We start from the raw sequence: 26,901 nt of genomic DNA, 5'->3' as shown, positions 1-26,901 counted from the left end.
CGACCGCCGGCCCGCGTCTCGCGGACCGGCGGTCGCCGTCTGCGTACCGTCAGGCGTTCGCCCGGCGGATGGCCGCCATGCCGCCGAGCGCGGCCAAAGCGGCGATCAGGGCGGGCCACCCCACCAGCAGGCTGACCTGGTGCTGGCTGCTCAGCCACTGCCAGATGTCACCGAACCATCCCTGCCAGGTGATCAACGCGACGAGCAGGCCGGTCACCAGGATCAGGGCCGCGCCGGCCCCGAGCAGGCCGTTCATGCCGAACCGGACGTACCAGACGGCGACGAAGACGGCGAGGAAGTTCAGGAACAGGAACGGCACCGCGTAGACGGCGATCTGCAACAGCCCGTTGTCGACGTCGATGTACGGGATCCGGAAGAACCGCAGCTCGATCCCGAAGCCGCCGGTGGCGCCCTCGATCAGGTTGAGCAGGTAGAGCAGGACGCCGTAGGCGACCGCCTGCACCACGTTGACGAGCACCGTGGCGAGGTAGAAGGTGCGCCGGGTGACGCCCATGCCGAGCGCGAACGGGAACACCTGGCTGATCGAGGCGGCGGCGACGATCGAGCAGACGATGTAGAGGCTGGCCAGACCGCCTGTGGTGTTCTTGCCCGGCGCCGCCTCGTCGATCGAGGCGAAGATCAGCAGGTTGACGCCGAGCGAGATGGCCATGATGCCCCACGGCCAGGCCAGCTGGCCGATCCAGGCGATGGTGTGCATCCGGGCGACGTCGAGGATGCGAGTCATCGGGTCTTCGTCCTTTCCGTCGTCAGGCGCACCACTGCCTGCTGGAGCGACACCGGCGCCAGGTCGATGCCGAGCTTCTTGGCGCGCATCCGTTCGGCGTTGTCGAACGACCCGCGCAGCGACGCGCGGACCGCGCCGCCGAGCTGTTCGCGGTGCAGCACCCGGTACGCGGCGGCGAACTCGTCCACCACCGCGGCCGGGCCGGACGCCTCCATCACCTCGCCGCGCAACTCGTCGCTGGGTGCGTCGAGCAGCAGCTTGCCGCGGTCGAGCAGCAGCACGTGCTCGATCAGGTCGGCCACCTCGTCGATGAGGTGGGTGGAGAGCACGACGGTGCGTGGATTCTCGGCGTAGTCGGCGAGCAGCCGGTCGTAGAAGAGCTGCCGGGCGACCGCGTCGAGACCGAGGTACGGCTCGTCGAAGAAGGTCAGCGGCGCGCGTGCGGCCAGGCCGATCGTCACGCCCAGCGCGGACAGCATGCCGCGGGACAGCTTGCGCACGTTGCGCTTGCGCGGCAGGTCGAAGTCGTCCACGAGGGACTGTGCGAAGTCCTCGTCCCAGTTGGGGAACAGCCGCTTGGCCAGGCTCAGGACGTGCCGGACCTGGTAGGCGGCCGGGTAAGTCTGGCTCTCCTTGATGAAGGCCACCTGCGACAGGGCCCGCTCGTTCTCGTACGGGCGCTCGCCGAAGAGCGTGAGGTCGCCGCTGGTGCCGCTGTTCTGGCCGGTGATCAGCTGCATCAGCGTCGTCTTCCCGGCGCCGTTGCGGCCGAGCAGGCCGTAGATCTTGTTTCCGGTCAGCGTGAAGGTGACGTCGTCGAGAGCGGTCACGTCGCCGAACCGCTTCGTGAGGCCGGCTGCCGCCACGACGCTCATCGCTGTTCCTCCCCTGTCTCGATGAGCTTCTTCAGCTCCTCGGTGCCGATGCCCAACTTGCGTGCCTCCTCGATGAGGGGCCGCACGTACTGGTCGGAGAACTCGCGCCGGCGGCGTTCCCGGAGTGTTTCGACGGCCCCCGTTGCCACGAACATTCCGATCCCCCTGCGCTTGTAGAGCAGCCCGTCATCGACCAGGCGGTTGATCCCCTTGGCGGCGGTCGCCGGGTTGATCCGGTGGAACGCCGCCAGCTCGTTCGTCGACGGCACCTGGGTCTCCTCCGCGTACGTCCCGTCGATGATCGAGTTCTCGATCAGCTCCGCGATCTGGACGAAGATCGGCCGGCCGTCATCCATCCCGGTTCTTTGGTTCATTACTCATGTAACTAACCATCGCACCTGGGCGGCAGAACCGTCAAGTCCTCGCTAGGGTTCGCGCCGTGACACTGAGGATCGGGCCCACATCCGCACCGACGGCGCGACGGCGGCCGTCTACTTCGCGAGCTGCTACCACCACGACGGCGTGCACGAGGTCTGGATCGACGCGATCCTGGGCAGCTGGGGCCGCGACGACTTCGACGACCACGTCACGTTCGGCTGCCGGCTCGGGCCGGTGGCCGGCTCGCCGGGGCCGGCCGCGACGCTCGTCAACGGTGGTGAGGTCGCGGATGACAGCCCGGTCTTCGGCCGCAAGCTCAGCCGCGAGGAGGGCCTGACCCATCCCCGGATCGCCGAGTTCTGGCAGATGATCGACCTGGTCCTGGAGCGGGACGCCCTGGTGCGCCGTCACCTGGTCGGCGCCTGACCGACCCGGTGACCAAGGGGTCAGATTCGGGGACTGCGGCGCTCGATCAGGGTCACGTCGCGCCAGGTGCCGTGGTGGCGGCCCACCCGCTCGCGGGTGCCGACGACGCGGAAGCCGCACGCCGCGTGCAGCGCGAGACTCGCGGTGTTCTCCGGGAACACGCCGGACTGGATGGTCCAGATCCCGGCCGCCTCGGTGGAGGCGATCAGCGCCTCCAGCAGGGCCCGGCCGACCCCGCGTCCGCGCCCCCGCGGGTGCACGTAGACGGAGTGCTCGACCACCCCGGCGTAGACGCTGCGCTCGGAGACCGCCGAACAGGCCGCCCAGCCGAGCACGTCGCCGGCCTCGTCGAGCGCCACCCAGCGGTGGCCGGGCATCCGGGTGGCGGTGAACCGCGCCCAGTCCGGCGGCGCGGTCTCGAACGTGGCGTTGCCCTCGTCGATGCCGAGGCGGTAGATCTCCAGCACGGCGTCGGCGTGCGAGTCGTTCATGGCGACGACGGTGACTGTCATCGGTTCCCCCTGTCCGGACCGGCGGTGGTCAGCGTAGTCGCGCGGCCGAAGGGCCGGGACGGGATGCCCGGCCCCTCGGTGTGAGCGCTACCGCCGCCGGTAGACGGAGATGTGCGAGCGGCTGTCCGCGTCGAACGGCGACCGGTCCCAGTCGGCGTACCGCTCGGTGAGCCGCAGCCCGGCCCGCTCCGCCAGTTCGTCGATCTGCTCCGGCCAGGCGTACCGCATGGCGAACGGCTTGAGGTGAACGCCGGCAGCGTCGAACGTGACGGTCTGGCGCACGAACGTCTGCGCCGCCCGGTCGTACCGATGCATGCGGATGGTGGCCGAGTCCTCGGTCACCTCCCGCACCTGGACCTGCTCGTCCCGGTCGAAGTCCGCCGGGTCGGGCACGAAGGTCTCGATGACGAACGCCCCGCCGGGCGCGAGCACCCGGGCGACGTTGCGGAAGCACGCCGCCTGGCGCTCCTCGGAGACCAGGTTGAACAGCGTGTTGAACACCAGGAACACCAGACGGTACGGCCCGGGGACCGGGACGTCCGCCATGTCGCCGACGGTGACGGGCATGTCCGCGCCGCCCGGCTTGGCGCGCAGGTGCGCGACCATCTCCGGGGACGCCTCGACGCCCTCCACGGTCAGGCCGCGCTCGGCCAGCGGCAGGGCCACCCGGCCGGTGCCGATCGCCAGTTCGAGCACCGGGCCGCCCTCGGCCAGCGGGGCGAGGAAGTCGACGGCCGGGGCCGGGTCGGGATTGCCGGGGCCGTCGTAGGTGGCGGCCCAGAGCCGGCCGAACAGGCCGGGATCGTCGAAGACGGACATCACGCGCCCTCCCGCCGGGCGGACGGGACGCGACGCGGCGCGAGGTCAGTGACCTCCGCCGGAATGGGGTACGACAACACGAAGCCTCGTTTCGGATGAGGTGACGACGGGTCGGGTGGGCTTCGCAGCGTGTGGCATGGTGATGCTCCCTCCGGTCGGCTTCGAGAGGCTCAGCAGATCAGCAGCCGAGCCGGCGGGACAACCGGATTACGCCCGCAGCGCGTCGTCCACTCCGGTCTCCCGGCGGCCGAGGTGCACCGGGTCACGCCCGGTGAGCACGTCCAGGGCAGCCTTCACACACGCCCCGTACTCCCGGACGGAGCTGATCCGCCACTGGCCCGCGTACCGGCGGGCGGTGTCGTCGCCGACGCCGACGGTGTCGATGCCGGCGTCCCGGCAGAGCGCCACCGCGCGCGACAGGTGGAACGACTGGGTGACCACAGTGGCCCGCCGCACCCCGAAGACGCGGTGCGCGCGCACACACGAGTCGTACGTGTCGAACCCCGCGTGGTCCAGCACCGTCTTCTCGGCCGGGACGCCCCGGTCGACGAGCCAGCGCCGCATCGCGTCCGGCTCGTCGTAGTCCCAGTTCATGTGGTCACCGGAGAGCAGCAGCACCCGGACCTTGCCGGCGGCGTACAACTGCCGGGCGATCTCCAGCCGCGCGGCCAGGAACGGCGCCGGCGTGCCGTCCGGCTCCACCTTGGTGCCCAGCACGAGCGCCACCGGCGTCTCGGGCGCGTCCGCGGCGTCGAACACGCGGCCCTCGGCGGCGTCGCGGACCCAGACCACGCTGGCGACCGTCGCGGCGCCGAGCAGCATCACGGCGGCGGTGGCGAGCACCAGGAGGCGGCGGAGCAGGCGTACGGCCCGCCGACGGTCGCCCCGCCAGGCCCGCCATCGCGCCGTCAGCCCTCGCATGGCGGCGATTGTGCCAGGCGGGTCAGGAGATGTACTGCAGGATCACGTTGTGCACGTGGTGGCTCTTCTGCGCGCCCCGGAACTCGACCTCGTAGGTGTGGGTGCCGACGTGCACCGCGATGGACCCGGTGGAGAAGAACGAACCACCCCAGGACTTGTTGCTCACCACGCTCACGCTGGTGATCTTCGAGTACGGGATGCTGGTGATCGCGTACCGCTTGCCGACGAAGGAGCGGTCCTGGACGATCACGCGCCGGTCGGTCAGGCCGATGAAGCCGGTGCCGGTGCCGATCGCGTCGTAGACGGCGATGATCTGCTCGCCGGGCAGCAACCCGCTCTGGATCTGCTGGAACTGTTCCTTGCGGTCGTACGTGGGGCCAGACATGCACCCGAGGGTAGGCGGGGCGTGCCAGCGGCTCAGGCTTCGGTGACCGCGCGGACCGCGTCCTCGATGCGTGCGGCCAGCAGCACCTCACCCTCGGTGAGCGGCTCGCCGTCGCCGTGGCCGAGCCGGATCTGGGTACGGTCGGCCCGGCGGCTGATCTCGGGGCGCAACCGCAGCGCGTCGGCCACCACCGCCACCCGCTCGGTGAGCGCGGCGTGCTGGGTGTCGTCGAGGACGATGGTGCGGCGGATCTGTTCGCCCTCGCGCGTCCATCCGGACAGCAGGGCGAGCGCGTCGCTGAGGTAGTCGTGCTTCGCCCGGCCGCTGAACAGCACGCGCATCACCGCACCTCCCAGGCGTCGTTGCCGGCTTGTGGCCAAATCGTCGCCATCCCGTGTCCCAGTCGACGCCCTCTAGTCTCTCGCCACTCAGATGGTGTGTCCACGCCCACACTTCCGTGTTCTGCTGACCTGACGGTCGACGCAGCTACCCAAACCGCCGATTGATCTGGCACGCTGGTGGCCCGTGCGGACCGAACGGGTTAGCGGAAACGGGCAGGCCGACCGGCGGGAGCCGAAGGTGGTCGTCGGGGCGGCGATCATCGAGGGCGGCCGGGTGCTGGCGTGCGAGCGCTCCGCGCCACCCGAGGTGGCGGGGCGATGGGAGTTCCCGGGCGGAAAGGTCGAGCCCGGTGAGGCCGAGACCGACGCGCTGGCCCGGGAGTGTGCCGAGGAGCTCGGCGTGCGGGTGGCGGTCGGCGCGCGTGTCGGCCGGGACGTACGGATGGCGCACGGCCGGTCCGTGCTGCGCGTCTACGCCGCCCGCCTGCTGCACGGCGACGAGCCCAAGGCGCTGGAGCACGCCGAGCTGCGCTGGCTGTCCGCCGCCGAACTGGACAGCGTCGACTGGCTGCCGGCCGACGTGCCGATCGTGGCCGCGCTGCGCCCGCTGCTCGACGCCCCCTGAACGATCGCGGCACGGGCCGGGCCGTCCGGTGAACCGGACAGCCGGGCAGAAACGGGACGAGGGCCCGCGGCGTGTGCCGCTGGCCCCCGTCGTCGTCGCGCTGCTGTTCAGTGCTTCGGCTCGTCCTGCTGCGGGTGAGCGAAGTTGAGGTGCTCGGGCGGCAGCGGGAACGTCACGTCGTCGCCGAACGGCGACGGCGCGGCGGCCTTGTTGAACGTCAGCTCGGTCAGTGGCAGCCGACCGTTGGCGTCCACCGCCGGGGCGGTCGGGTGCGGCACCTCGCGGTGCCAGTTGACGCCCTGCTGCGCCTGACGCTCGGCGGCACTGTCGTGCGAGCCGCCCGCGTGCGAGTGCACCCCGCCGGCGTGCGAACCGCTGCCGTGCGCGTGCGCCCCGCCGTGCGCCCCTCCGGACGTGACGGCACCGCTGGAATGCCCGCTGGTCGCGCTGGTCTGAGGCACCTGACCCCTCCGGAAGATCTTGTTACCGAGCCACACAAGGGGATCGTACCTGCGGTCGACGACCCGTTCCTTCATGGGGATGATCCCGTTGTCGGTGATCTTGATGTGCTCGGGGCAGACCTCGGTGCAGCACTTGGTGATGTTGCAGAATCCGAGTCCCATGTCCGACTGCGCATACTCCCGGCGGTCGGTACGCGCGTCGAGCGGGTGCATGTCCAGCTCGGCCGCCCGGATGAAGAACCGGGGACCGGAGAACGCCGGCTTGTTCTCCTCGTGGTCACGGATCACGTGGCAGACGTTCTGGCACAGGAAGCACTCGATGCACTTGCGGAACTCCTGCGAGCGCTCGACGTCGACCTGCTGCATCCGGTAGTCGCCGGGCGCCACGTCGGCCGGCGGCGCGAACGCCGGGGTCTCCCGGGCCTTCTCGTAGTTGAACGAGACGTCGGTGACCAGGTCCCGGATCACCGGGAAGGTGCGCAGCGGGGTGACGGTGACGGTCTCGGACTCCTCGAACGTCGACATCCGGGTCATGCAGCCCAGCCGCGGCTTGCCGTTGATCTCCATCGAGCAGGAGCCGCACTTGCCGGCCTTGCAGTTCCACCGGCACGCCAGGTCGGGGGCCTCGGTGGCCTGGAGCCGGTGGATCACGTCGAGGACCACCTCGCCCTCGTTCACCTCGACCGTGTAGTCCTTCAGGTCGCCGCCGGTCTCGTCGCCCCGCCAGATGCGGAACTGGCGTTTCGCGCCCGGCTTGCCGGTCGCCTGCTGCGGATCGGTTCCCATTCCTCAGCGCTCCTGTTCGGTGAGGGCGTCGAACTCGGCGAGTTCCTCGTCGGTCAGGTACTTGGCCAGCTCGGCCCGGTCGAACAGTCCGATCAGCTCCGGCCGCATCTTCGGCAGCGGCTTCTCGGTGAGCCGGACCGCGTCCCCGTCCAGTGAGCAGACCAGGTTGACCCGGCGCCACTTCGGGTCCATCGCCGGGTAGTCCTCCCGGGTGTGCCCGCCGCGTGACTCCTGCCGCTCCAGCGCCGCCATCGCGGTGCACTCCGAGACCACGAGCATGTTGCGCAGGTCCAGCGCCAGGTGCCAGCCCGGGTTGTAGCGCCGACCGCCGGCCGCGCTGACCTTCGCCACCCGCTCCCGCAGCTCGGCCAGCCGCCGCATGGCGTCGGCGAGCTCGCTCTCCCGGCGGATGATGCCGACCAGGTCACCCATCACCGCCTGCAGGTCCTGCTGGAGCTGGTAGGGGCTCTCGCCGGTGTCCCGCTGCAGGGGCGCCAGCGCCGTCTCCACGGCGGCCTCGACCGCCGCCACCGACACCGCCGGGCGGGTGGCGAGCTGATCGGTGTACGTGGCCGCGTGCCCGCCCGCGCGCTTGCCGAAGACCAGCAGGTCGGACAGGGAGTTGCCGCCGAGCCGGTTGGAGCCGTGCATGCCGCCGGACACCTCACCGGCGGCGTAGAGCCCGCGCACGGTGCCGTACGCCGCGCCGGAGTCCGGGTCCACCTCGACGCCGCCCATCACGTAGTGACAGGTCGGGCCGACCTCCATCGGCTCCTTGGTGATGTCGACGTCGGCCAGTTCCTTGAACTGGTGGTACATCGACGGGAGGCGGCGGCGGATCTCCTCGGCCGACTTACGGGAGGCGATGTCCAGGTAGACGCCACCGGCCGGCGTACCCCGGCCCTCCTTGACCTCGCTGTTGATCGCGCGGGCGACCTCGTCGCGGGGCAGCAGCTCCGGCGGACGCCTGTTGTTGTCCGGGTCGGTGTACCAGCGGTCCGCCTCCTCCTCGGTCTCCGCGTACTGCTTGCGGAACACGTCGGGGACGTAGTCGAACATGAACCGCTTGCCCTCGGAGTTCTTCAGCACGCCGCCGTCGCCGCGGACCGACTCGGTGACCAGGATGCCCTTCACCGAGGGCGGCCAGACCATGCCGGTCGGGTGGAACTGGAGGAACTCCATGTTGATCAGGGTGGCCCCGGCGCGCAGCGCCAGCGCGTGGCCGTCGCCGGTGTACTCCCACGAGTTCGAGGTGACCTTGTAGGACCGTCCGACGCCGCCGGTCGCGAGCACCACCGCGGGCGCCTCGAACAGGACGAACTCGCCGGACTCGCGGTAGTAGCCGAACGCGCCGGCGATCCGGTCGCCGTCGAGCAGCAGCTCGGTGATCGTGGTCTCGGAGAAGACCCGGATCCGCGCGTCGTAGCTGCCGAACTCCTGCTTGTCCTCCTGCTGGAGCGAGACGATCTTCTGCTGGAGGGTACGGATCAGCTCCAGGCCGGTCCGGTCGCCGACGTGCGCCAGGCGCGGGTACTCGTGGCCGCCGAAGTTGCGCTGCGAGATCTTCCCGTCCTTGGTGCGGTCGAACAGCGCGCCGTACGTCTCCAGCTCCCAGATCCGCTGCGGCGCCTCCTTGGCGTGCAGCTCGGCCATCCGGAAGTTGTTGAGGAACTTGCCGCCGCGCATGGTGTCCCGGAAGTGCACCTGCCAGTTGTCGCGCGAGTTCACGTTGCCCATCGCGGCGGCGGCGCCGCCCTCGGCCATCACCGTGTGCGCCTTGCCGAACAGCGACTTCGAGATGATCGCGGTCTTCTTGCCGGCCAGCCGGGCCTCGATCGCCGCGCGCAGGCCGGCGCCACCGGCCCCGATCACGACGACGTCGTAGTGGTGTCGTTCGATTCGCGTCTCAGTCATGTCCAGGCTCTCAGTTGATGAACCGCAGGTCGTTGATCCAGCCGGCGGCGACCGCCATCACGTAGAAGTCGGTGAGTGCCAGGGTGCCGAGGGTGATCCAGGCGAGCTGCATGTGCCGGACGTTCAACCAGGACACCCCGGTCCACGCCTTGTAGCGCATCGGGTGCTTGGAGAAGTGCTTGAGCCGCCCGCCGATGATGTGCCGGCAGGAGTGGCAGGAGATCGTGTACGCCCACAGCATCACCACGTTGCCGATCAGGATGATGTTGCCCAGGCCGAAGCCGAAGCCCTCGGGGGAGTGGAAGGCCAGGACCGCGTCCCAGGTGTTGATCAGCGAGATGATCGCGGCGGCGTAGAAGAAGTAGCGGTGCAGGTTCTGGCCGAGCAGCGGGAACCGCGTCTCGCCGCTGTACGACTGGTGCCCGTCCGGCACCGCGCAGGCCGGCGGCGACAGCCAGAACGACCGGTAGTACGCCTTGCGGTAGTAGTAGCAGGTCAGCCGGAACAGCAGCAGGAACGGCAGGGTGAGCGCCGCATCCGGGATGATCCACCAGCCGGGCAGGAACTGGCCGAAGTGCGAGGAGCCCTCGACGCAGCGGTCGGTGACGCAGGGGGAGTAGAACGGCGTCAGGTAGTGGTACTGCTCCACCCAGTACCACTTGTGCATGAAGACCCGGACCGTCGCGTAGATGACCCACGCGCTGAGCCCCACCACTGTGATCAGCGGGGCGATCCACCATCTGTCGGTCCGCAACGTCTTCGCCGCGATGGCGGCGCGTGCCCGCCCTCCCCGCGGCTGCGGTCTCGGCGTCCTGGCCGACGTAGTTGTCATTCGAGTCATCTCCCTGACGTCACTGTCACGTCCTGCGCACGCGCGAGGCCACACCGGCGAACCGGTGCGGCTAAGTGACACACGTTACGCCGATCTTCACGGCCCGGCCGCGCAACGCAGTGTCCCGTGTGTCCCGCAGCTTGGAAAGAGTCAGTTCATGATCAATGTGGCGGGTCGGCCGAACGGTGCGCCGACCGGTGCCGTGACGCGCCCGGCGGCGCGCCGGGTCACCCGGACGCGCCGCCGGTGAAGTGCCACGAGGCCAGCCGCAGCGCCGGGGTCTCGTACCAGGAGCCGTCGACGCGAGCGGGCTGGCGGACCGCCGTCCGGCCCAGGCCGAGCACCCGGCCCGGCCCCATCGCCAGGGGGTACGACTCGGTGAACCGGAAGTCGCGCACCGCCCGGGTCGGCACGCCGTCCTCGACCAGCCACACCCCGTTGCGGGTCAGCCCGGTGACCACCAACTGCTTCGGGTCCAGCACGCGGGTGTACCAGAAGTCGCTCACCAGCAGCCCGCGCCGCATCCCGGACACCAGCGCGGCGGTGTCCGGGTCGCCCACCGCCCCGGTCACGCCCGCGCTCACCGCCGCGGCGGCCGACCCCGCGCCCGCGTCAGCGCCGGCCGTCAGCAGGCGGATGTTGTGCGGGATCGGCCCGAACGTCGCGCCCCCCGGCATACCGTGGCCGGTGGACCCGGTGCCCGCCTCGGCGCCGCCGCGCCTGTCGTACGCCACCGCCCCTGTGGTGCCGCTCTGCACCAGCGGCAACGCCCGCCGGGGCGTGCCCTCCAGGTCGAACGGCAGCGCGCTCGCGTGCAGCGGGTCGTCCACCAGCGTCACCGCCGGGTCGAACTGGGCGGTGCCCGGTTCGGCGAAGGACTGCCGTTCGGCGTACCGCTTGCCGTTGAAGCCGTACCAGGCCAGGTTCTGCAGCAGGTCGGCCACGGCCGCCGGTTCGAGCACCACCTCGTAGTGCCCGGGCGGCAGCTCGACCGGGTCGGCCGCGGCGCGCGCCTTCGCCGCAGCACGGGCGCCGAGGGCCGCGCCGTCGAGATCGGCCAGCCGGTCGCCGCAGAGCCGGGCCACCCCGTCGGCGCCGCCGGCGCGGGCGATGCCGTCCATCGCCGCCTCGCCCGCCCGGCCCACAGCCGTGTGCCCGGCCGAGTTGGCGAACGCCCCCGACCGGTACGCGGTGCGGCAGTAGCCGGCCGCCTCCAGCCCGTCGACCGCGTCCACGAACGCGCGTACCCGCTCGGCCCGCTCGTCGGGCGAGGCGAACGCCGTCGCCTCGTCGACGGCCGGGCCCGACGGCACCGAGGTCGGTGCGGTGAGCCCCGGCCAGGCCGGGTCGGGCGGCGCGAGCCGGGCCGCCGCGCGGGTCCGCTCGACCAGGGCGGCCAGGCCGTCGGCGTCGACCCGGCTGCCGCTGCCGGTCGCGGTCCGCCCGTCCACGTGCAACCGCAGGTGTACGGCGACACCGGTCTCGGACACGTTCTGGTGGATGAACGAGTTGGCGAACCGGGTCAGCGCCAGGTCGGTGCGGGTCACCAGCACCTCGGCCTCGGCGGCCGGCCCCGCCGTGTGCCGGACCAGGTCCACCACCCCGGCGGCGATCTCCAACTCGGCGCTCACGCTGCGCTCGCTCATGCCGGCACTCCGCTTCGCTCCGTGCCGTCATGAGGCACCGTCACCCTGAGCCTGTTGATTCGCTCGCTGCGCTCGCTCATGCCGGCACTCCGCTTCGCTCCGTGCCGTCATGAGGCACCGTCACCCTGAGCCTGTTGATTCGCTCGCTGCGCTCGCTCATGCCGGCACTCCGCTTCGCTCCGTGCCGTCATGAGGCACCGTCGCCCTGAGCCTGCTGACTCGCTCGCTCATGCCCGCACCCCCACCCGGACGCCGCGGAACCGGGCCGGCGCGGCCGGGTGACCGGTGTGCCCGACCTGACCGGGCTGCCCCTTCCCGCAGTTGGGTGTGCCCCAGGCGACAGTCTCCGAGGAGAGCATGTCCATCGAGCGCCAGAAGACCGGACCGATGCCGGTATAGGTCGGGTTGCGCAGCATCCGCCCCCGGCGGCCCTTCTTCACCTCCCAGCCGATCTCGCAGCCGAACTGGAAGTTGAGCCGCTTGTCGTCGATCGACCAGGACCGGTTGATGTCCATCAGCACCCCGTCGTCGGTGGCCGCGATGATCTCGTCCAGCGTGTGCGGGCCGGGTTCCAGGCCCACGTTCGTCATCCGCACCATCGGCAGTCGGGCCCAGCCGTCGGCCCGTACGCTGCCGCCGTAGTCGAGGCCCGCGACGGCGGCCGAGTCACGGCCGGCGAGCACCCCGACCCACCGCCCCTCGCGGACCGCGTCCCGGGCGACCGCCGGGGAGCCCTCGTCGTCGAAGCCGAAGCTGCCGAGCGCGCCGGGGATGGTCGGATCGATGGTCACGTTCATCAGCTCGGAGCCGTACCGCAGCGAGCCGAGGCGGGCCAGGTCGAGCCAGGACGTGCCGGCGAACGCCGCCTCCCAGCCGAGGATGCGGTCCAGCTCGATGGCGTGCCCGACGGACTCGTGGATCTGCAACGCGAGCTGCTCGCCGCCGAGGATCAGATCGGTCTCGCCGGACGGGCAGAGCGGCGCGGTGAGCAGCTCGCGGGACTCCTCCGCGATCCGGGCGGCGTGCGCGGCCAGGTCGAGCGAGGTGACCAGCTCCCAGCCGGTGGTGCCGTACTGCCCGCGGTAGCTCGGGTAGGACCGCCGCTGCGTCTCGCCGGCACCGATCGAGGTGGCCGAGATGCCGCCGCCGCACTCCCGGATGCGCTGGTCGATCCGGTGGCCCTCGCTGGAGACGAACCACTTCGAGGTGTCCCAGATCTGGTAGAGCCCCTCGGCCAGGTCGGCGCCGTGCTCGCGCATCGTCGCCGTGGCGCGGACCAGCAGGTCGCCCTTGTCCGACAGCGGCACCCCGAGCGGGTCGACGGCGCAGTCCGAGGCCCAGCTCGCCACCGTCGCCTCGACCGGCACCAGGTCGATCGGCGGGCCGGGCACCCGCGCGCTCGCGGTGGCGATCGCCGCGGCGCGCCGGCCGGCGTCGCGGGCCGCGGCGTCGGACAGATCGGGTACGGCGTGGAAGCCCCACCCCGATCCGACGAGTGCGCGTACGCCCAGCCCGATGCTCTCGTCCTGGCTCAGCTCCTCGATGTCGCCGTTGCGGGCCGACATCGACTCGTAGCGGCGGTGCATGACCCGGGCGTCGGCGTACCGGGCACCCGCGTCGAGAGCGGCCTGGACGGCTGCGGTCGCCGCGTCGAACTCGCTCATGCTGGCACTCCGTTGCCCTGCTGACGCTCGCTCATGCGCCGACCCTAGGCGAGCGCACCGACATCCGTCAGGCGAGCAGATCCTCAGGCCGGATCGTCGCGTGGACCGGATCCGTCAGCTCCAGTACCTCGCCGGCCTTCGTGACGGACCGCTCGACGTAGTGCGCTCCTTGCCGCTGGTAAAGGTGCATCGTCAGGGTTTCCTGGTCGACAAGGAGATACCACTCGATGCCGGCGGCAGCGTAGTAGTGCATCTTGAGCACTTTGTCCGTGGCGGCGTTGCTCGGGGAGAGGATCTCGCAGACCAGCCGGACGCTGCTCGCCTCGATAACGGGAACCCGGAGATCAACGTCGTCGACAATGGCGAGGTCGGGGATCGGTATCCGGCCCGGCCTGAGGCGGACGTTCACCGCTTCCAGTACGCGAAGCCCGGCCTGGCGCACTGGTGCCCGGAGTGCGGCCCGCAGCTCACCGGAGATGTTCTGGTGCAGCGGGGTGGGACCTGGAGTCACGTAGAGGCTCCCGTCGAAGAATTCGACGCGTTCCTGCGTCTCGCCGAGGGCGAGGTACTCCTCTTCGGTCCACGGGCCGTCGTGGCCGAACACCGCCGCGGTCATGGTCACCTCCACCTCGTGCTGGTGAGAATCCTTCCCTGATCGCCACGACCATCGTCGCACGACGGGTGCGACGACGAGGCGGCGATGCCCAATCGCGGCTGTGGATGTCCCAGGTGAGGGGCGTGCGGACGGGAGACCGAGTCGTTACGCTCGGACCGCTGACAGACCGCTCGATGTAGCTTATTTTCGCCTCTGGGGATTTCCTGTAGGTTCTCTTCATCACCGAAGGGGAGGCGGTCAATGGGCAGGTCGGAGGCGGTGCCGTCCGGGGAGCCGGACCGCCCGGAGGTGCCGGAGCAGCGCTCCGGCGACGGGCCCTATCTCCAGGTCAGGGATCTGCGGGTGCGGTTCGACACCGAGGACGGTGTGGTGCGGGCCGTGGACGGGGTGTCGTTCGCTGTGGAGCGGGGTCGCACGTTGGGGATCGTGGGTGAGTCCGGTTCCGGTAAGAGCGTCACCTCGCTGGCGATTCTGGGTTTGCACAACGCGAAGCGCACGACCATCTCCGGGGAGATCTCCGTCGGTGGGCGTCAGCTCGTCGGGCTGGGTGAGGAGGAGGTGCGGCGGCTGCGGGGCCGGGACATGGCGATGGTCTTCCAGGATCCGTTGTCGGCGTTGCATCCGTACTACTCGGTGGGTAGGCAGATCGCTGAGGCGTATCGGGTGCATCATCCGAGGGCCGGCCGACGTGAGGCCCGCAGCCGGGCGGTGGACATGCTGGGCCGGGTGGGGATTCCGCAGCCCGCGAAGCGGTTCGATCAGTATCCGCATGAGTTCTCGGGTGGGATGCGGCAGCGGGCGATGATCGCGATGGCGTTGGTGAACGATCCGGATCTGTTGATCGCGGATGAGCCGACGACGGCGTTGGATGTGACGGTGCAGGCGCAGATCCTGGATCTGTTGGCGGATTTGCAGGAGGAGTTCCGGTCGGCGATCGTGTTGATCACTCACGATCTGGGTGTGGTCAGTCAGGTGGCTGATGACGTGTTGGTGATGTATGCGGGTCGGGCGGTGGAGCACGGGAGTGTGGAGCGGGTGTTGCGGGCGCCGCAGCATCCGTACACGTGGGGGTTGTTGTCGAGTGTGCCGTCGTTGCACGGTGACGCGGATGCGGACCTGGTGCCGATTCCGGGTAACCCGCCCAGTCTGATCAATCTGCCGTCGGGGTGTGCGTTTCATCCGCGGTGCCGGTGGGCCGACGTGAACGGCGACCGGTCCCGTACCGAGGTGCCCGAGCTGCGGGAGGCCGGAGCGCCGGGTCACCTGGTCGCCTGCCATCTGTCGGCGGGGGATCGGGAGCGGATCTACCGCGACGAGGTGGCCCAGGTGGGGGTGGCCCGATGAGCACCGAGACCGAGCCGCTGCTGTCGGTGCGCGGCCTGACGAAGCACTTCCCCGTGCGGCAGGGGCTGCGCGCCACTGGTGCGGTGCGGGCGGTGGACGGGCTGGACTTCGACGTGCGGCCGGGCGAGACGCTCGGGCTGGTGGGGGAGTCGGGGTGTGGGAAGACCACGACCGGGCGGATGCTCGTGCGGCTACTCGAACCCACTGCTGGGTCGATCGCGTTCGCGGGGCGGGACATCACCCACGCGAAACGTGGTGAGCTGCGGGGGTTGCGACAGGATCTGCAGATCATCTTCCAGGACCCGTACGCGTCGCTGAACCCCCGCCATACCGTGGGGCGGATCGTGGCGATGCCGTTGCAGGTCAACCGGATCACCCCACCCGGCGGTGTGAAGAAACGCGTCCAGGAGCTGCTGGAACTGGTCGGGTTGAATCCGGAGCACTACAACAGGTATCCGCACGAGTTCTCCGGCGGGCAACGCCAGCGCATCGGCATCGCCCGCGCCCTGGCCCTGAAGCCGAAACTGATCGTGGCCGACGAACCCGTCTCGGCGCTGGACGTGTCCATCCAGGCGCAGGTCATCAACCTGCTGCGCAGCCTGCAACACGACCTCGACCTGGCGTTCGTGTTCATCGCCCACGACCTCGCCGTGGTGCGGCACTTCTGCCACCGCGTCGCCGTCATGTACCTCGGCAAGATCGTCGAGATCGGCGACCGCGACACCATCTACACCCGCCCCCAGCACCCCTACACCCGGGCGCTGCTGTCCGCGATCCCCGACGTCACCACCCTCGGGCCCGCCGGACGCATCCGCCTCACCGGCGACGTGCCGACGCCACTCAACCCGCCGTCGGGCTGCCGCTTCCGCACCCGCTGCTGGAAAGCCACCGACCGGTGCGCCACCGAAGAACCCGCGCTGACCACACGGGACGACGGCCGACAGCAAACCGCCTGCCACTACCCGGAGAGCGGACCGGTCGGCGTGCCGACCGGCGAACCCGTGGAGGTGTCCCAATGAGCCTGTCGCCGGTCGAGGGCGTCGCGCTCGCCGAGATCGAGTCGCCCGGCGAGGGCGGCGAGAGCGGTAAGAAGGAGTTCGTCGGCCGGTCACCCGGCCAGCTCGCCCTCGCGCGGCTCAAGCGGGACCGCACCGCGCTGATCAGCGGCGGCCTGCTGGCGTTCTTCGTGCTCGTCGCGCTCGCCGTGCCGCTCATCGAGGCGCTGTACGGGGTGGGACCGAAGGAGCAGTTCCAGAACCGCCTCGACGGCTACGGCATGCCGCTGGGCTACGCCGGTGGGGTGACCGGGGAGCACTGGTTCGGGCTGGAGCCCGGCCTCGGCCGGGACATCTTCATCCGGATGGTGCACGGGCTGCGGACATCGCTGTTCATCGCCTTCGCCGCCGCCGTGCTGACCGCGGTGATCGGCGTGACGCTCGGAACGCTCGCCGGCTACCTGGGCGGCTGGCTGGACACCGTGATCAACTGGATCACCGACCTGACCCTGGCCATGCCGTTCCTGATCATCGCGCTGGCCCTGATGCCGACCGTCGCGCTGCGCTTCTACGGGCAGCGCGAGGCCGTGCCGGCGTACTTCCAGATCGGTGTGCTCATCGCGATCTTCGCCCTGTTCGGCTGGACCGGTACTGCCCGGCTGGTCCGGGGTCAGATCATCGCGCTACGGGAGCGCGAGTTCGTGGAGGCGGCGCGGGCCAGCGGCGCCGGTCTCGGGCACATGCTGTTCCGCCAGCTGCTGCCGAACGCCTGGGCACCGATCCTGGTCGCCTTCTCGCTGGCGGTACCGCAGTACATCACCAGCGAGGCCGCGTTGTCGTTCATCGGCGTCGGCCTCACCGACGAGACGCCGAGCTTCGGCCGCATGATCTACCGCAGCCTCGACTACCTGCAGACCGACCCGGCGTACGTCTTCTTCCCGGGCATCACCATCTTCGCGCTCGTGTTCGCCTTCAACCTCTTCGGTGACGCGCTGCGCGACGCGCTCGACCCGAAGTCGTCCCGGTAGGAGGCCGGTCCATGACGCGATTCCTCATCCGCCGGCTGCTGTCCGCCGCGCTCACGCTGTTCGCGGTGAGCGTGCTCAGCTTCCTGATGTTCTTCGCGCTGCCCCGCGATCCGGTCACCGGCATGTGCCCGAAGAACTGCAACCCGGAGCGACTGGAGCGGGTCCGCCAGGAGCTGGGCCTGCGCGATCCGCTGATCAGCCAGTACGCCGGCTACATGAAGGGCATCTTCACCGGCCGGGACCTGGGCAGCGCCCAGGGCGGTCGGTGCGACGCCCCCTGCCTCGGCTGGTCGTACGTGTCGAACGAGGCGGTCTCGGACACCATCGCCCGGGTGCTGCCGGTGACGCTGAGCATCGTCATCCCGGCCGCCATCCTGTGGCTGCTGCTCGGCGTCGGCCTGGGCATGCTCTCGGCGCTGCGCCGGGGCAGCTGGCTGGACCGGGCGGCGATCGGCTTCTCGCTCACCGGCGCCTCGTTGCAGCTCTACTTCGTCGGCGCGGTGCTGCTCATCGTCTTCGTCTACAACCTGCGCCTGCTGCCGGTGCCGAGCTACACCTCGTTGTTCGACAACCCGTTGAAGTGGACGAGCGGGCTGGTGCTGGCCTGGGTGGCGCTGGCGTTCCTCTTCTCCGCGATCTACGCGCGACTGTCCCGGGCGCAGATGCTGGAGACACTGTCGGAGGACTTCGTCCGGACCGCGCGGGCGAAGGGCCTGGCCAAACGCAAGGTGTACGGCCGGCACGCGCTGCGCGCCGCGATCACACCGGTGGTGACGATCGCCGGTCTGGACGTGGGCGGGGCGCTGGGCGGCACGGTGATCACCGAGACGACATTCGGTCTGAACGGGATGGGGCGTACCGCTGTCGACGCGGTCCGCTCGGGCGACCTGCCGACGATCATGGCGACGGTGCTGATCGCGGCGGTCTTCGTGGTGCTGGCGAACGTGGTGGTGGACCTGCTCTACGCGGTGATCGACCCGCGGGTACGGCTCGGCTGAACCGCGACGAAATTTATCGACAACTGTTATCCAACTCGTAGCTTTTCTTCTTTACGATCCTCGGGACGTCGGCGGATGCGCTCGGCGCACGGGTGGAGGAGGTAGGACATGCGACCACGCGCAGCGGCCGCCGCTGGCGGCGCCATCGCACTGGTTGTGGCACTCGGTGCCTGCTCGGAGAACACGGGCGAAGGCACCACTGTGGACGGCAACCGGCAGCAGACCGGGGTCATCGCGACCGACCCGAAGGACTCGCAGGGCCCGGCCGCCGAGATCGACGGCGCGGCCAAGGGCGGGACGTTCACCATCATCCGGGAGACCCCCATCTCCCACCTGGACCCGCAGCGGACGTACTCGTTCGCCGGTCTGATGGCCAACCCGCTCTTCGCCCGCTACCTGACCACCTGGAAGGACGACGGCAAGGGTGGCCTGGTCCTCGTGGGTGACCTGGCCGAGACGCCGGGCAAGAACGTCAACAACGACTGCAAGGTCTGGGAATTCACCATCAAGGACGGGGTGAAGTTCGAGGACGGCAGCCCGATCACCTCGAAGGAGATCGCGTACGGCATCGCCCGCTCCTTCGACCCGGACCTCACCGGCGGCCCCACCTACATCCAGGAGTGGCTGGCCGACACCGCGCAGTACGACACCAAGTGGGACTTCAAGAAGAACAAGACGTCGCTGCCGCCGGGCCTGACCACGCCGGACGACAAGACGCTGCGGTTCGAGTTCGCCAAGCCGCGCTGCGACCTGCCGTTCGCGGTCTCGCTGCCCACCACGGCGCCGCTCAAGCCGGAGAAGGACACCGGGGTCAACCTCGATCAGAAGCCGTTCTCGTCCGGCCCGTACAAGATCGCCAAGAACCAGGTCGGCGTCCAGCTCACGCTCGACCGCAACCCGAACTGGGACGCCAAGACCGACCCGGTGCGGCACCAGTACCCGGACCAGTTCGTGTGGAGCTTCGGACCGACCGCCGACGCCGCCAACAACCGGGTGATCGCGGACAACGGCGCCGACCAGAGCGCGCTGGCGTTCAACTCGGTGCCGGCCTCGCTCGTGGCGAAGGTGGCCGGTGACCCGGCGCTGAAGTCCCGCACGCTGCTGTCCCCGACCCCGAGCGCCAACCAGCTCGTGATCAACACCCAGCGGGTCAAGGACCTGAAGATCCGCCAGGCGCTCAACTACGCGATCGACCGCGAGGGCCTGGTCAAGGCGCTCGGCGGCCAGACCGTCGCGCAGCCGATCACCACGCTGATGCCGCCGTCGACAATCGGCTACAAGGCGTACGACGCGTACCCGGCCGGCGCCAACGGCAACGTGGAGAAGGCCAAGGAGCTGCTCGGCGGCCAGACGCCGGAGCTGGTCCTCGGCGTTGCCGACAACACCACCGAGCAGGCGGAGGCGGTCCAGCTCAAGGGCAACCTGGAGCGCGCCGGCTTCAAGATCACCGTCCGGAACATCCCGGACGACGCGAAGCTGGACGAGGTCAAGAAGAAGAACAACCCCTGGGACCTGTACATCGGCAACTGGGCGGCGGACTGGCCCAGCGGCGCGTCGATCCTGCCGGTGCTCTACGACGGCCGGACCATCAAGGCCGAGGGCAACAGCAACCAGTCGTACTTCAACGACGACGCGATCAACGCCGAGATGGACCGGATCCTGGCGCTGCCGCCGTCCGAGCAGGGCCCGGAGTGGGGCAAGCTCGACGAGCGGATCATGAAGGAGCACGCGCCGGTGGTGCCGCTCTACGTGGACGTGGCGTACAACGTGCACGGGTCGAAGGCGGGCGGGGTGTTCATCTCCTCCGTGTTCGGCTACCCGAACTTCGTCAACGCGTACGTCAAGCAGTAGCCACACCTGTGGTCGGCGGAAGGGCCCCTCGTCGAGGGGCCCTTCCTCACAGGTAGCGGCGGAGGAAGTCCAGCTCCAGCCGGAGCAGGCGCTCGGACACGCCGCCGGCGGCCAGGTGACTCGCGCCGGTGAGCGGCAGCACCGCGTGCGGGCGGCCCGTCGCCAGCAGCGCCGCCGACAACCGCAGCGTGTGCGCGGCGAGCACGTTGTCATCGGCCAGGCCGTGCACCAGCAGCATCGGCCGGGCCTGCGTCGGGTCGCCGAGCGGCTCGGCGGCCAGCTCGACCAGCGAGTGGTGGGCGTACACGTCCATCCCGTCGTCCGGCATGCCCAGGTAGCGCTCGCTGTACGCGGTGTCGTACAGCGCCCAGTCGGTGACCGGCGCGCCGACGATCGCGCACTTGAACAGCTCCGGGTGCCGCAGCACCGCGAGCCCGGCCAGCCAGCCGCCGAACGACCAGCCGCGCACCGCCACGCGTTCCAGGTCCAGATCCGGGTGCTTGTCGGCGAGCGCGGTGAGCGCGTCCACCTGGTCGGTGAGGATCACGTCGGCGACCCGCCTGTGGATCGCCTTCTCGAACGACGGCGCGATGCCCGGCGTACCCCGGTTGTCGATGGTGACCACCGCGAAACCCTGCTCGGCCCACCACTGCCGCTCCAGCCAGACACCGCGCGCCGCCACCACCTCCTGGTGGCCGGGCCCGCCGTAGATGTCCAGCAGCACCGGCAGCCGGGTGCCCTTGACGTGCTCGGCCGGGTAGAGCACCGCGCTGGGCAGCCGCCTGTCGGTCACCCGGACCATCGTCGGCCGCGGCGCGTACGAGCAGGTGGCGGCGAACGAGCGCAACTCGCCCACCTCGCGGTCGCCGTGCCATACCCGCCAGCGGACCCCGGCGTGCTCCAGCGACGCGATGCCCACCGCCAGCGTGGACCCGCCGATCGAGGCGGTGTGCCAGCCGGGGTCGCTGCCCATCCGGCGGGCGTCCATGCCGCCGCCGATGGTGGTCCGCACCCGGTAGAGGTGGCGCTGGCTCGGTTCGCCCTCGCTCGCCTCCACCAGCAGGTCCGCCGCCGCGTTCGGGCCGTTCGGCAGCCGTCCGACCACCCGCCGCACGTACAGCGACGGCGGGGTGAGCAGGGTGCCGTCGGCGAACAGGCAGCGGGCGTCGTACCCGTCGTGGGCCAGCTCGCCGCCGACCAGCACCCGTCCGTCGGGCAGGTGCGCCGGGGTGCCGGGGATCGGCTCCACCCAGCGCGGGTCGGCCAGTTCGGCGTGCACCTGCGTCTCCCCGGTGCGCGGGTCCACCGCGAGCACCAGGCCGTGCTGCTGCGAGCGCCGCAGCACGGTGATCAGCGGGCCGCCCTCGGTCCAGTCCACCGAACTCAGGTACGGATAGGTCTCGCGGTCCCAGTGCACGTCGACCCAGCCGCCGTCGAGGTCGAGCAGGTGCAGGCTCACCTCCGCGTTCGGCCCACCCGCCACCGGGTACGCGAGCGACGTCGGCGGGGTCGCCGGGTCGGCCGGGTCGTGCAGGTACCAGCGTTCCAGGCGGGACTCGTCGACCCGGGCGGCCAGCACGCTGCGCCCGTCCGGCGCCCACCAGTAGCCCCGGTAGCGGTGGAACTCCTCGGCCGCGATGTGTTCGGCCAGCCCCCAGGTGACGCCGTGGTCCTCGCCGGCGAGCAGGTTGTCCGTGCCGTCCGGCTCGACCACCCGCAACTGGCCCCGGCGCACCCCCTCGGTGGCGTCGGTGACGTACGCGAGCCGCTCACCGGCCGGGTCGGGGCGCGGGTCGATCACCGGCCCGATCGCCGCCACCTCGATCACGTCGCCGTGCACCAGGTCGGCCCGGAACAGCCGCCCGGCCAGCGCGAACGCGGCGACCCGGCCGGCCGAGTCCAGCGCGTACGAGCCGATGCCGCCGGAGCTGAGCCGCAACCGTTCGCGCAGCGCCCGTTCGCCGGGGGCGAGGCGGGCCGGCTCGGCGTCGGTGCCCAGCAGCACCGCCGGGTCCGCCACCAGTCGTTCCTCGCCGCTGTCGACGTCGAGCAGCCAGAGCGCGTCGGCCGGGTCCTCCGGTCCCGCGGAACGCAGGAAGATCACCCGGGCGCCGTCGCCCGCGACGGTGACGGCACGCGGCGCCCCGTGGCTGAACCGACGGGTACGGGCGGCCAGCTCGGGAAAGTCCACGCCTGCAGCGTAGGCGGGCGCCGGAGGTGATGTGGCCGACCTGGGCGGACGCATCACCGTCGAGCGGGCAGGACCGCCGGTTAGAGTGACGGGCGTGACGACGCTGCCCGACCGACGCCTTCTGCTGGTCCACGCGCATCCGGACGACGAGTCGATCGGGACCGGCGCGACGATGGCGCACTACGCCGCCACCGGCGCCCACGTCACGCTCGTGACCTGCACGCTGGGCGAGGAGGGCGAGATCCACGTCCCGGCGCTGGCCCAGCTCTGCGCGGCCGAGGCGGACCAGCTCGGCGGCTACCGGATCGGCGAGCTGGCGGCCGCCTGTGCCGCGCTCGGCGTGACCGACCACCGGTTCCTCGGCGGCGCGGGCCGCTACCGCGACTCCGGCATGATGGGCCTGGCCACGAACGAGCACCCGCGGGCGTTCTGGCAGGCCGACCTGGACGTCGCCGCCGGATACCTGGTGGAGGTCATCCGCGAGGTCCGCCCGCAGGTGCTCGTCACGTACGACCCGGACGGCTTCTACGGCCACCCGGACCACATCCAGGCGCACCGGGTGGCGATGCGGGCGGTGGAACTGGCCGCGGCCGAGGGGATCGCCCCGGCGAAGGTCTACTGGACGGCGATGCCGCGCAGCGTGCTCGACGCGGGCCTGGAGACGTTCACCGAGTCCTCGGACAACCCGTTCGCGGGCATCGAGAGCGCCGACGAGCTTCCGTTCGGCACGCCTGATGCGGAGATCGCCGCCCGGATCGACGGCACCGACCAGCACGCCGCCAAGGAGGCGGCGATGCGCGCCCACGCCACCCAGATCCCGGCGAACTCGTGGCTCTACTCGATCGCCGGCAACTTCGGCGGCGAGTTCATGGGCGTCGAGTACTTCACGCTCGCGGTCGGCGAGAAGGGGCCGGGCACCGGCCCGTACGGCTGGGAGGACGACCTCTTCGCCGGGATCGCCCTGGACGACCCGCGGCGGTCCCCGGTCGCGGCGGCCGGTCTCCGGTGACGCTGCCGGCCGTACCCGTGTCGACACTCCCCGAGCAGCCGCCGACGGCCGCGACGCCGAGCCCGGCGGAGCGGGTGCTCGACCGCGCGCTGCGGGTGGCCGGCGGCGTCGTGACGGTCTGGGCCGGCGTCCTGCTGGCGCTGCTCGACCTGATCTTCGCGACGTGGGCCTGGGAGACCGTGCAGGGCCGCTCCGGCGGGCTGCGGGCGCTTCTCGGTATCGGCCTGGTGACCGCCGGCGTCGTCGCCGTGGTGGCGACGACGGTGCTGCTGGGCCGGTTCGCCCACCTGTCGACGGGTACACGCTGGGCGGTGGCGCTCGGCGCGCTGCCGTGGTTCCTGGTGATCGTGGTGGGGGGTTTCCGGACCGTCGAGGGCGATCTGGCGCTCGCCGGTGACAACGTGCTCGGGCTCGCGCTGATCGTGGCCGGCGCGGTCACGTTCGCGGTGCTGGGCTTCCGGCACCTGGTGACGCCGCCCGACGCACGGTGAGGTGCTGACGCCGCACAGCTCGCGGTGGTAGACATTCCAGCCAAGAGGCCCGCCGAGGGAGCGGGCGGTACGGCGGGAGGCGTGCGATGGGTCAGCGGTGGCGTGCGGTAGGCGTGCTGGCGGCCGCGTTGTTCGGGGTGAACGTGGTGGCCCGGCTGGTCATCAGATTCGCGTTCCCGGACGACGACACCGCGTCCGGCCGCGTCTCGCTCGCCATGTTCCTGGTCATCGGGCTGATCCTGGCCGGCACCGCGTTCCGGTGGGGCGCCGACCGGCCGCTGAGCCGCTGGGCCGGTGACCTGGCCGCCGCGGTCGCGGTCGCGCTGGCGCTCACCGTGTTCGTCGGTCCGCTGCTGGTCGGGGAGAACCCGTTCGGCGGCGGCGCGGGCCTGTTCTTCGCGCAGATCTGGCTCTATCTCGCTGCGACCGCGGCGGGCGTGCTCGTCGGCTACCTGATCCTGACCGCGCTGGGCCGGGACTACCGGTCCCGCCAGCTCAAGCGGTACGCCGAGATGAAGCGCACCCGGCCTCGCAAGATCGTCCGGCGCTGACCGCTCCGCCGGTCAGGCCGCCGGGGCGACCCGGGTCAGGTAGGTGTGGTGGGTGGTGAAGCCGAGCCCCCGGTAGAGCGCCACGGCGCCGGTGTTGCTCTGCTCGACCTGGAGGAACGCGTGGGTGGCGCCCTCGGCGGCGCCCCACCCGGCCAGGGCCCGTACGACAGCGGCGGCGAGCCCTCGGCGGCGCGCCTGCGGCACCGTCTCCAGCAGGCTGACGCCGAGCCAGCGGCCCTCGCCGGTCACCGTGCCCCGCCCGACCGCGAGCAGTCGGCCGTCCTCGCGCAGTTCGGCGAAGCGGACCCGGGGCGTCCCGGTGAGCACCTGCCGGGCGGCGTCCGGCAGCCCGCCCTTGCGGCCGGCGGCGATCGCCAGCCAGTCGTCGGCGGGCGCGTCCGCCAGCGTCACCGGCGGCGCGCCGGCCGAGGCGTCGCCCGGCAGCGGGGCAGCGGTCAGGGTGCGCAGCGGGACGGTCTGCACCAGCACCGGCGGCCGGGACGTCCAGCCGCGCGCGTCCAGCTCCGCCCCGACCGGGGCGGCGAGCGGCAGCGGAGTGTTCACCAGGGCGGGCCCGCCGCGCTCGGCGTACCAGCGCTGCACCGCGTCCAGCGCGGCGGGCAGCGGCCGGTCCGGGTCGCCCACCGGCAGCGCGCTGTTGGCCCGGCCGGTCCAGCCGTCGGCCCAGCGCAGCCGCCAGTCGCCGAGCCGTCCGCGTACCGGCGCGGGCCACGCCTCGTCGGCGGCCAGTTCCAGCGCGACCACGGCGGCGGCGGTGGGCCGCCGGGCCGGCGGCACCCGCTTGGCCCGGTGCACCTCGGCCACCGGTACGCGCAGTGGCCCGGCGTCGGTGGACAGAGTGATGTGGGTCTCGCTCAGCTCCACGAGCTCGCCGAGCGCGTCGGAGAACAGCGTGCGGCCCTCGCGAATCCCCACAATCCGGCGGACCACGATCCGGTGTCCCACGTCCTGCTGTCGGAGCACGATCGACCCCCTCCCCGGCGAGATACTAGGCTCTTACCGTTGCGGTTGATCGCGACGAGTCTTGCGGAGGAGAAGACCGGTGACCTACATCATCGCCGAGCCGTGCGTGGATGTGCTCGACAAGGCATGCATCGAGGAGTGCCCGGTCGACTGCATCTACGAGGGCAACCGGATGCTCTACATCCACCCCGACGAGTGCGTCGACTGTGGTGCCTGTGAGCCGGTCTGCCCGGTGGAAGCGATCTTCTACGAGGACGACGTCCCGGAGCAGTGGAAGGACTACACCGGGGCCAACTACGAGTTCTTCGAGGACCTGGGCTCGCCCGGTGGCGCCTCGAAGATCGGCAAGGTGGAGAAGGACGCCACCTTCGTCGCCGCGCAGCCGCCGCGCGGCGAGGGCCACTGAACCGGCGCTCGCCGGTCTCGGCACGGCTGCCCGACTTCACCTGGGACACCCTGGACGCCGCGGCCGCCACGGCCGCGGCGCACCCGGGCGGTCTCATCAACCTGTCGATGGGCACGCCGGTCGACCCGGTGCCGGAGCTGATCCGCCAGGCCCTGGCCGACGCGTCGAACGCGCCGGGCTACCCGCTGACCGCCGGTACGCCCGCCCTGCGGGACGCGATCGCGGCGTGGGTCGCGCGGGCCTGCGGCGCGGGCGTCGACGGCCTGGGTGTGCTGCCGACGATCGGCTCCAAGGAGCTGGTGGCCTGGCTGCCCACGCTGCTCGGGCTCGGCCCCGGTGACGTGGTGGTGGTGCCGTCGGTGGCCTACCCGACCTACGAGGACGGGGCCCGCCTGGCCGGCGCGACGACGGTACGCACCGACTCGCTGACCGCGCTGGGCCCGGATCCCCGGGTCCGCCTGGTCTGGGTCAACTCGCCCGGTAACCCGACCGGCCGGGTGCTGCCCGCCGCCCACCTGCGCAAGGTGGTCGAGTGGGCGCGAGAGCGCGGCGCGGTGGTCGCCAGCGACGAGTGCTACCTGCCGCTGGGCTGGGACGCCGAGCCCGTCTCGGTGCTCTCGCCGCAGGTGTGCGGCGGCTCGTACGACGGCGTGCTGGCGGTGCACTCGCTGTCCAAGCGCTCCAACCTGGCCGGCTACCGGGCCGGGTTCGTCGCCGGTGACCCGGCGCTGGTGGCTGAGCTGCTCAAGATCCGCAAGCACGCGGGTCTGATCGTACCGGCGCCGGTGCAGGCCGCGATGGTGGCCGCGCTCGGCGACCAGGAGCACGCCGACGCCCAGCGGGAGCGCTACCGCGTCCGGCGGGAGAAGCTGCGTGCGGCGTTCACCGCCGCCGGCTTCACCGTCGAGCACTCGGAGGCCGGGCTCTACCTCTGGCTCACCCGGGACGAGGACTGCTGGGAGACAGTGGACTGGCTGGCCCGCCGGGGCATCCTGGTGGCCGCCGGTGTCTTCTATGGCCCGGCCGGTGCCCGGCACGTCCGGGTGGCCCTCACCGAGTCCGACGAGCACGTGGACGCGGTGGCCGGGCGGCTCGCCGAGGCCTGAC

General features: G+C 71.2%; 28 protein-coding genes. 12 read left to right on the top strand and 16 right to left on the bottom strand.

Going from position 1 to position 26,901, the window contains the following annotated elements; translation table 11 throughout:
• Positions 1-49: 49 nt before the first annotated feature.
• The 3 genes from O7611_RS24145 to O7611_RS24135 are packed head-to-tail and all read right to left on the bottom strand — an operon-like array spanning position 50 to position 1,976.
• Positions 50-745, bottom strand: a complete 696-nt coding sequence (locus O7611_RS24145) for an ABC transporter permease (protein WP_194801317.1) — start codon at positions 743-745, stop codon at positions 50-52.
• Complete coding sequence (locus O7611_RS24140) at positions 742-1,620, bottom strand: ATP-binding cassette domain-containing protein (RefSeq protein WP_194801316.1); 879 nt, start codon at positions 1,618-1,620, stop codon at positions 742-744. The genes O7611_RS24145 and O7611_RS24140 overlap by 4 nt, the downstream gene beginning before the upstream one ends.
• Positions 1,617-1,976: a GntR family transcriptional regulator gene (locus tag O7611_RS24135; RefSeq protein ID WP_128137275.1), complete on the bottom strand. Its 360-nt coding sequence runs from the start codon at positions 1,974-1,976 to the stop codon at positions 1,617-1,619. Before O7611_RS24135 ends, O7611_RS24140 begins: the two co-directional genes overlap by 4 nt.
• 166 nt (positions 1,977-2,142) lie before the next feature.
• On the opposite strand from O7611_RS24135, the gene O7611_RS24130 reads away from it, so the two are divergent.
• Positions 2,143-2,424, top strand: a complete 282-nt coding sequence (locus O7611_RS24130; RefSeq protein WP_194801315.1) for a hypothetical protein — start codon at positions 2,143-2,145, stop codon at positions 2,422-2,424.
• A 20-nt stretch (positions 2,425-2,444) separates the two neighbouring features.
• On the opposite strand, the gene O7611_RS24125 is transcribed toward O7611_RS24130, so the two are convergent.
• The 5 genes from O7611_RS24125 to O7611_RS24105 all read right to left on the bottom strand — a co-directional run bounded on the left by O7611_RS24125 (position 2,445) and on the right by O7611_RS24105 (position 5,402).
• The gene (locus O7611_RS24125; RefSeq protein ID WP_194801314.1) at positions 2,445-2,936 is read right to left on the bottom strand and encodes a GNAT family N-acetyltransferase; all 492 of its coding nucleotides are present in this window, start codon (positions 2,934-2,936) and stop codon (positions 2,445-2,447) included.
• An 87-nt stretch (positions 2,937-3,023) separates the two neighbouring features.
• The gene (locus O7611_RS24120; protein WP_194801313.1) at positions 3,024-3,755 is read right to left on the bottom strand and encodes a class I SAM-dependent methyltransferase; all 732 of its coding nucleotides are present in this window, start codon (positions 3,753-3,755) and stop codon (positions 3,024-3,026) included.
• Positions 3,756-3,962: 207 nt separating this feature from the next.
• Positions 3,963-4,676 carry a SanA/YdcF family protein gene (locus O7611_RS24115; protein WP_269697632.1) on the bottom strand — a complete coding sequence of 238 codons (714 nt, stop codon included), beginning with the start codon at positions 4,674-4,676 and terminating at the stop codon, positions 3,963-3,965.
• Between the two features lie 22 nt (positions 4,677-4,698).
• Positions 4,699-5,061 (bottom strand): PH domain-containing protein, encoded by a 363-nt coding sequence (locus O7611_RS24110; RefSeq protein WP_135241958.1) that lies wholly within the window; start codon positions 5,059-5,061, stop codon positions 4,699-4,701.
• Positions 5,062-5,093: 32 nt separating this feature from the next.
• The gene (locus O7611_RS24105; protein ID WP_194801311.1) at positions 5,094-5,402 is read right to left on the bottom strand and encodes a 4a-hydroxytetrahydrobiopterin dehydratase; all 309 of its coding nucleotides are present in this window, start codon (positions 5,400-5,402) and stop codon (positions 5,094-5,096) included.
• Between the two features lie 184 nt (positions 5,403-5,586).
• Between O7611_RS24105 and O7611_RS24100 the strand changes: the two genes are divergently transcribed.
• Positions 5,587-6,027 carry a (deoxy)nucleoside triphosphate pyrophosphohydrolase gene (locus O7611_RS24100; protein ID WP_194801310.1) on the top strand — a complete coding sequence of 147 codons (441 nt, stop codon included), beginning with the start codon at positions 5,587-5,589 and terminating at the stop codon, positions 6,025-6,027.
• A 107-nt stretch (positions 6,028-6,134) separates the two neighbouring features.
• On the opposite strand, the gene O7611_RS24095 is transcribed toward O7611_RS24100, so the two are convergent.
• The 6 genes from O7611_RS24095 to O7611_RS24070 form a co-directional block, all read right to left on the bottom strand.
• A complete protein-coding gene (locus O7611_RS24095; protein ID WP_194801309.1) occupies positions 6,135-7,274 on the bottom strand; it encodes a succinate dehydrogenase/fumarate reductase iron-sulfur subunit in 1,140 nt (379 codons plus the stop codon).
• A 3-nt stretch (positions 7,275-7,277) separates the two neighbouring features.
• Entirely contained in the window at positions 7,278-9,188 is a 1,911-nt protein-coding gene (locus tag O7611_RS24090) for a fumarate reductase/succinate dehydrogenase flavoprotein subunit (protein ID WP_194801308.1), read from the bottom strand.
• A 10-nt stretch (positions 9,189-9,198) separates the two neighbouring features.
• Positions 9,199-10,020, bottom strand: a complete 822-nt coding sequence (locus O7611_RS24085; protein ID WP_121685313.1) for a hypothetical protein — start codon at positions 10,018-10,020, stop codon at positions 9,199-9,201.
• A 227-nt stretch (positions 10,021-10,247) separates the two neighbouring features.
• Positions 10,248-11,666, bottom strand: coding sequence for a TldD/PmbA family protein (locus tag O7611_RS24080; RefSeq protein WP_269697631.1), 1,419 nt, complete (start codon positions 11,664-11,666; stop codon positions 10,248-10,250).
• A gap of 227 nt (positions 11,667-11,893) precedes the next feature.
• Positions 11,894-13,330, bottom strand: coding sequence for a TldD/PmbA family protein (locus O7611_RS24075; RefSeq protein ID WP_194803561.1), 1,437 nt, complete (start codon positions 13,328-13,330; stop codon positions 11,894-11,896).
• Positions 13,331-13,397: 67 nt separating this feature from the next.
• Positions 13,398-13,946 (bottom strand): Uma2 family endonuclease, encoded by a 549-nt coding sequence (locus O7611_RS24070; RefSeq protein ID WP_269697630.1) that lies wholly within the window; start codon positions 13,944-13,946, stop codon positions 13,398-13,400.
• A gap of 240 nt (positions 13,947-14,186) precedes the next feature.
• Here O7611_RS24070 and O7611_RS24065 point away from each other — a divergent pair, with 240 nt between their 5' ends.
• The 5 genes from O7611_RS24065 (at position 14,187) to O7611_RS24045 (ending at position 20,162) form a co-directional block, all read left to right on the top strand.
• Entirely contained in the window at positions 14,187-15,290 is a 1,104-nt protein-coding gene (locus O7611_RS24065; RefSeq protein ID WP_269697629.1) for an ABC transporter ATP-binding protein, read from the top strand.
• Positions 15,287-16,309 (top strand): ABC transporter ATP-binding protein, encoded by a 1,023-nt coding sequence (locus O7611_RS24060; protein ID WP_269697628.1) that lies wholly within the window; start codon positions 15,287-15,289, stop codon positions 16,307-16,309. Before O7611_RS24065 ends, O7611_RS24060 begins: the two co-directional genes overlap by 4 nt.
• Positions 16,306-17,313 carry an ABC transporter permease gene (locus O7611_RS24055; RefSeq protein WP_269697627.1) on the top strand — a complete coding sequence of 336 codons (1,008 nt, stop codon included), beginning with the start codon at positions 16,306-16,308 and terminating at the stop codon, positions 17,311-17,313. The genes O7611_RS24060 and O7611_RS24055 overlap by 4 nt, the downstream gene beginning before the upstream one ends.
• 11 nt (positions 17,314-17,324) lie before the next feature.
• Positions 17,325-18,311: an ABC transporter permease gene (locus O7611_RS24050; RefSeq protein WP_013288442.1), complete on the top strand. Its 987-nt coding sequence runs from the start codon at positions 17,325-17,327 to the stop codon at positions 18,309-18,311.
• Positions 18,312-18,419: 108 nt separating this feature from the next.
• The gene (locus O7611_RS24045) at positions 18,420-20,162 is read left to right on the top strand and encodes an ABC transporter substrate-binding protein (RefSeq protein WP_194800443.1); all 1,743 of its coding nucleotides are present in this window, start codon (positions 18,420-18,422) and stop codon (positions 20,160-20,162) included.
• A gap of 46 nt (positions 20,163-20,208) precedes the next feature.
• On the opposite strand, the gene O7611_RS24040 is transcribed toward O7611_RS24045, so the two are convergent.
• Positions 20,209-22,353 (bottom strand): prolyl oligopeptidase family serine peptidase, encoded by a 2,145-nt coding sequence (locus O7611_RS24040; RefSeq protein WP_269697626.1) that lies wholly within the window; start codon positions 22,351-22,353, stop codon positions 20,209-20,211.
• Between the two features lie 85 nt (positions 22,354-22,438).
• Between O7611_RS24040 and mshB the strand changes: the two genes are divergently transcribed.
• The 3 genes from mshB (at position 22,439) to O7611_RS24025 (ending at position 24,404) form a co-directional block, all read left to right on the top strand.
• Complete coding sequence (mshB, locus tag O7611_RS24035; protein WP_194800445.1) at positions 22,439-23,362, top strand: N-acetyl-1-D-myo-inositol-2-amino-2-deoxy-alpha-D-glucopyranoside deacetylase; 924 nt, start codon at positions 22,439-22,441, stop codon at positions 23,360-23,362.
• Between the two features lie 17 nt (positions 23,363-23,379).
• On the top strand, positions 23,380-23,853 hold the full coding sequence (locus tag O7611_RS24030) for a hypothetical protein (protein WP_410054927.1): 474 nt from the start codon (positions 23,380-23,382) through the stop codon (positions 23,851-23,853).
• Between the two features lie 86 nt (positions 23,854-23,939).
• Positions 23,940-24,404, top strand: a complete 465-nt coding sequence (locus O7611_RS24025; protein ID WP_194800447.1) for a hypothetical protein — start codon at positions 23,940-23,942, stop codon at positions 24,402-24,404.
• Positions 24,405-24,416: 12 nt separating this feature from the next.
• Here the strand turns inward: O7611_RS24025 and O7611_RS24020 are convergent, their stop codons facing one another.
• A complete protein-coding gene (locus O7611_RS24020) occupies positions 24,417-25,388 on the bottom strand; it encodes a GNAT family N-acetyltransferase (RefSeq protein WP_269697625.1) in 972 nt (323 codons plus the stop codon).
• A 79-nt stretch (positions 25,389-25,467) separates the two neighbouring features.
• Between O7611_RS24020 and fdxA the strand changes: the two genes are divergently transcribed.
• Together fdxA and dapC are read left to right on the top strand one after the other, a co-directional pair.
• The gene (fdxA, locus tag O7611_RS24015) at positions 25,468-25,794 is read left to right on the top strand and encodes a ferredoxin (RefSeq protein ID WP_007464872.1); all 327 of its coding nucleotides are present in this window, start codon (positions 25,468-25,470) and stop codon (positions 25,792-25,794) included.
• The gene (gene dapC / locus O7611_RS24010) at positions 25,791-26,900 is read left to right on the top strand and encodes a succinyldiaminopimelate transaminase (RefSeq protein WP_269698159.1); all 1,110 of its coding nucleotides are present in this window, start codon (positions 25,791-25,793) and stop codon (positions 26,898-26,900) included. The genes fdxA and dapC overlap by 4 nt, the downstream gene beginning before the upstream one ends.
• The last annotated feature ends 1 nt before the right edge of the window (position 26,901 follow it).

The organism is Micromonospora sp. WMMC273 (assembly GCF_027460285.1).
GTDB classification, from domain to species: domain Bacteria; phylum Actinomycetota; class Actinomycetes; order Mycobacteriales; family Micromonosporaceae; genus Micromonospora; species Micromonospora aurantiaca.
This window is presented reverse-complemented; position numbering and strand designations above follow the sequence as displayed.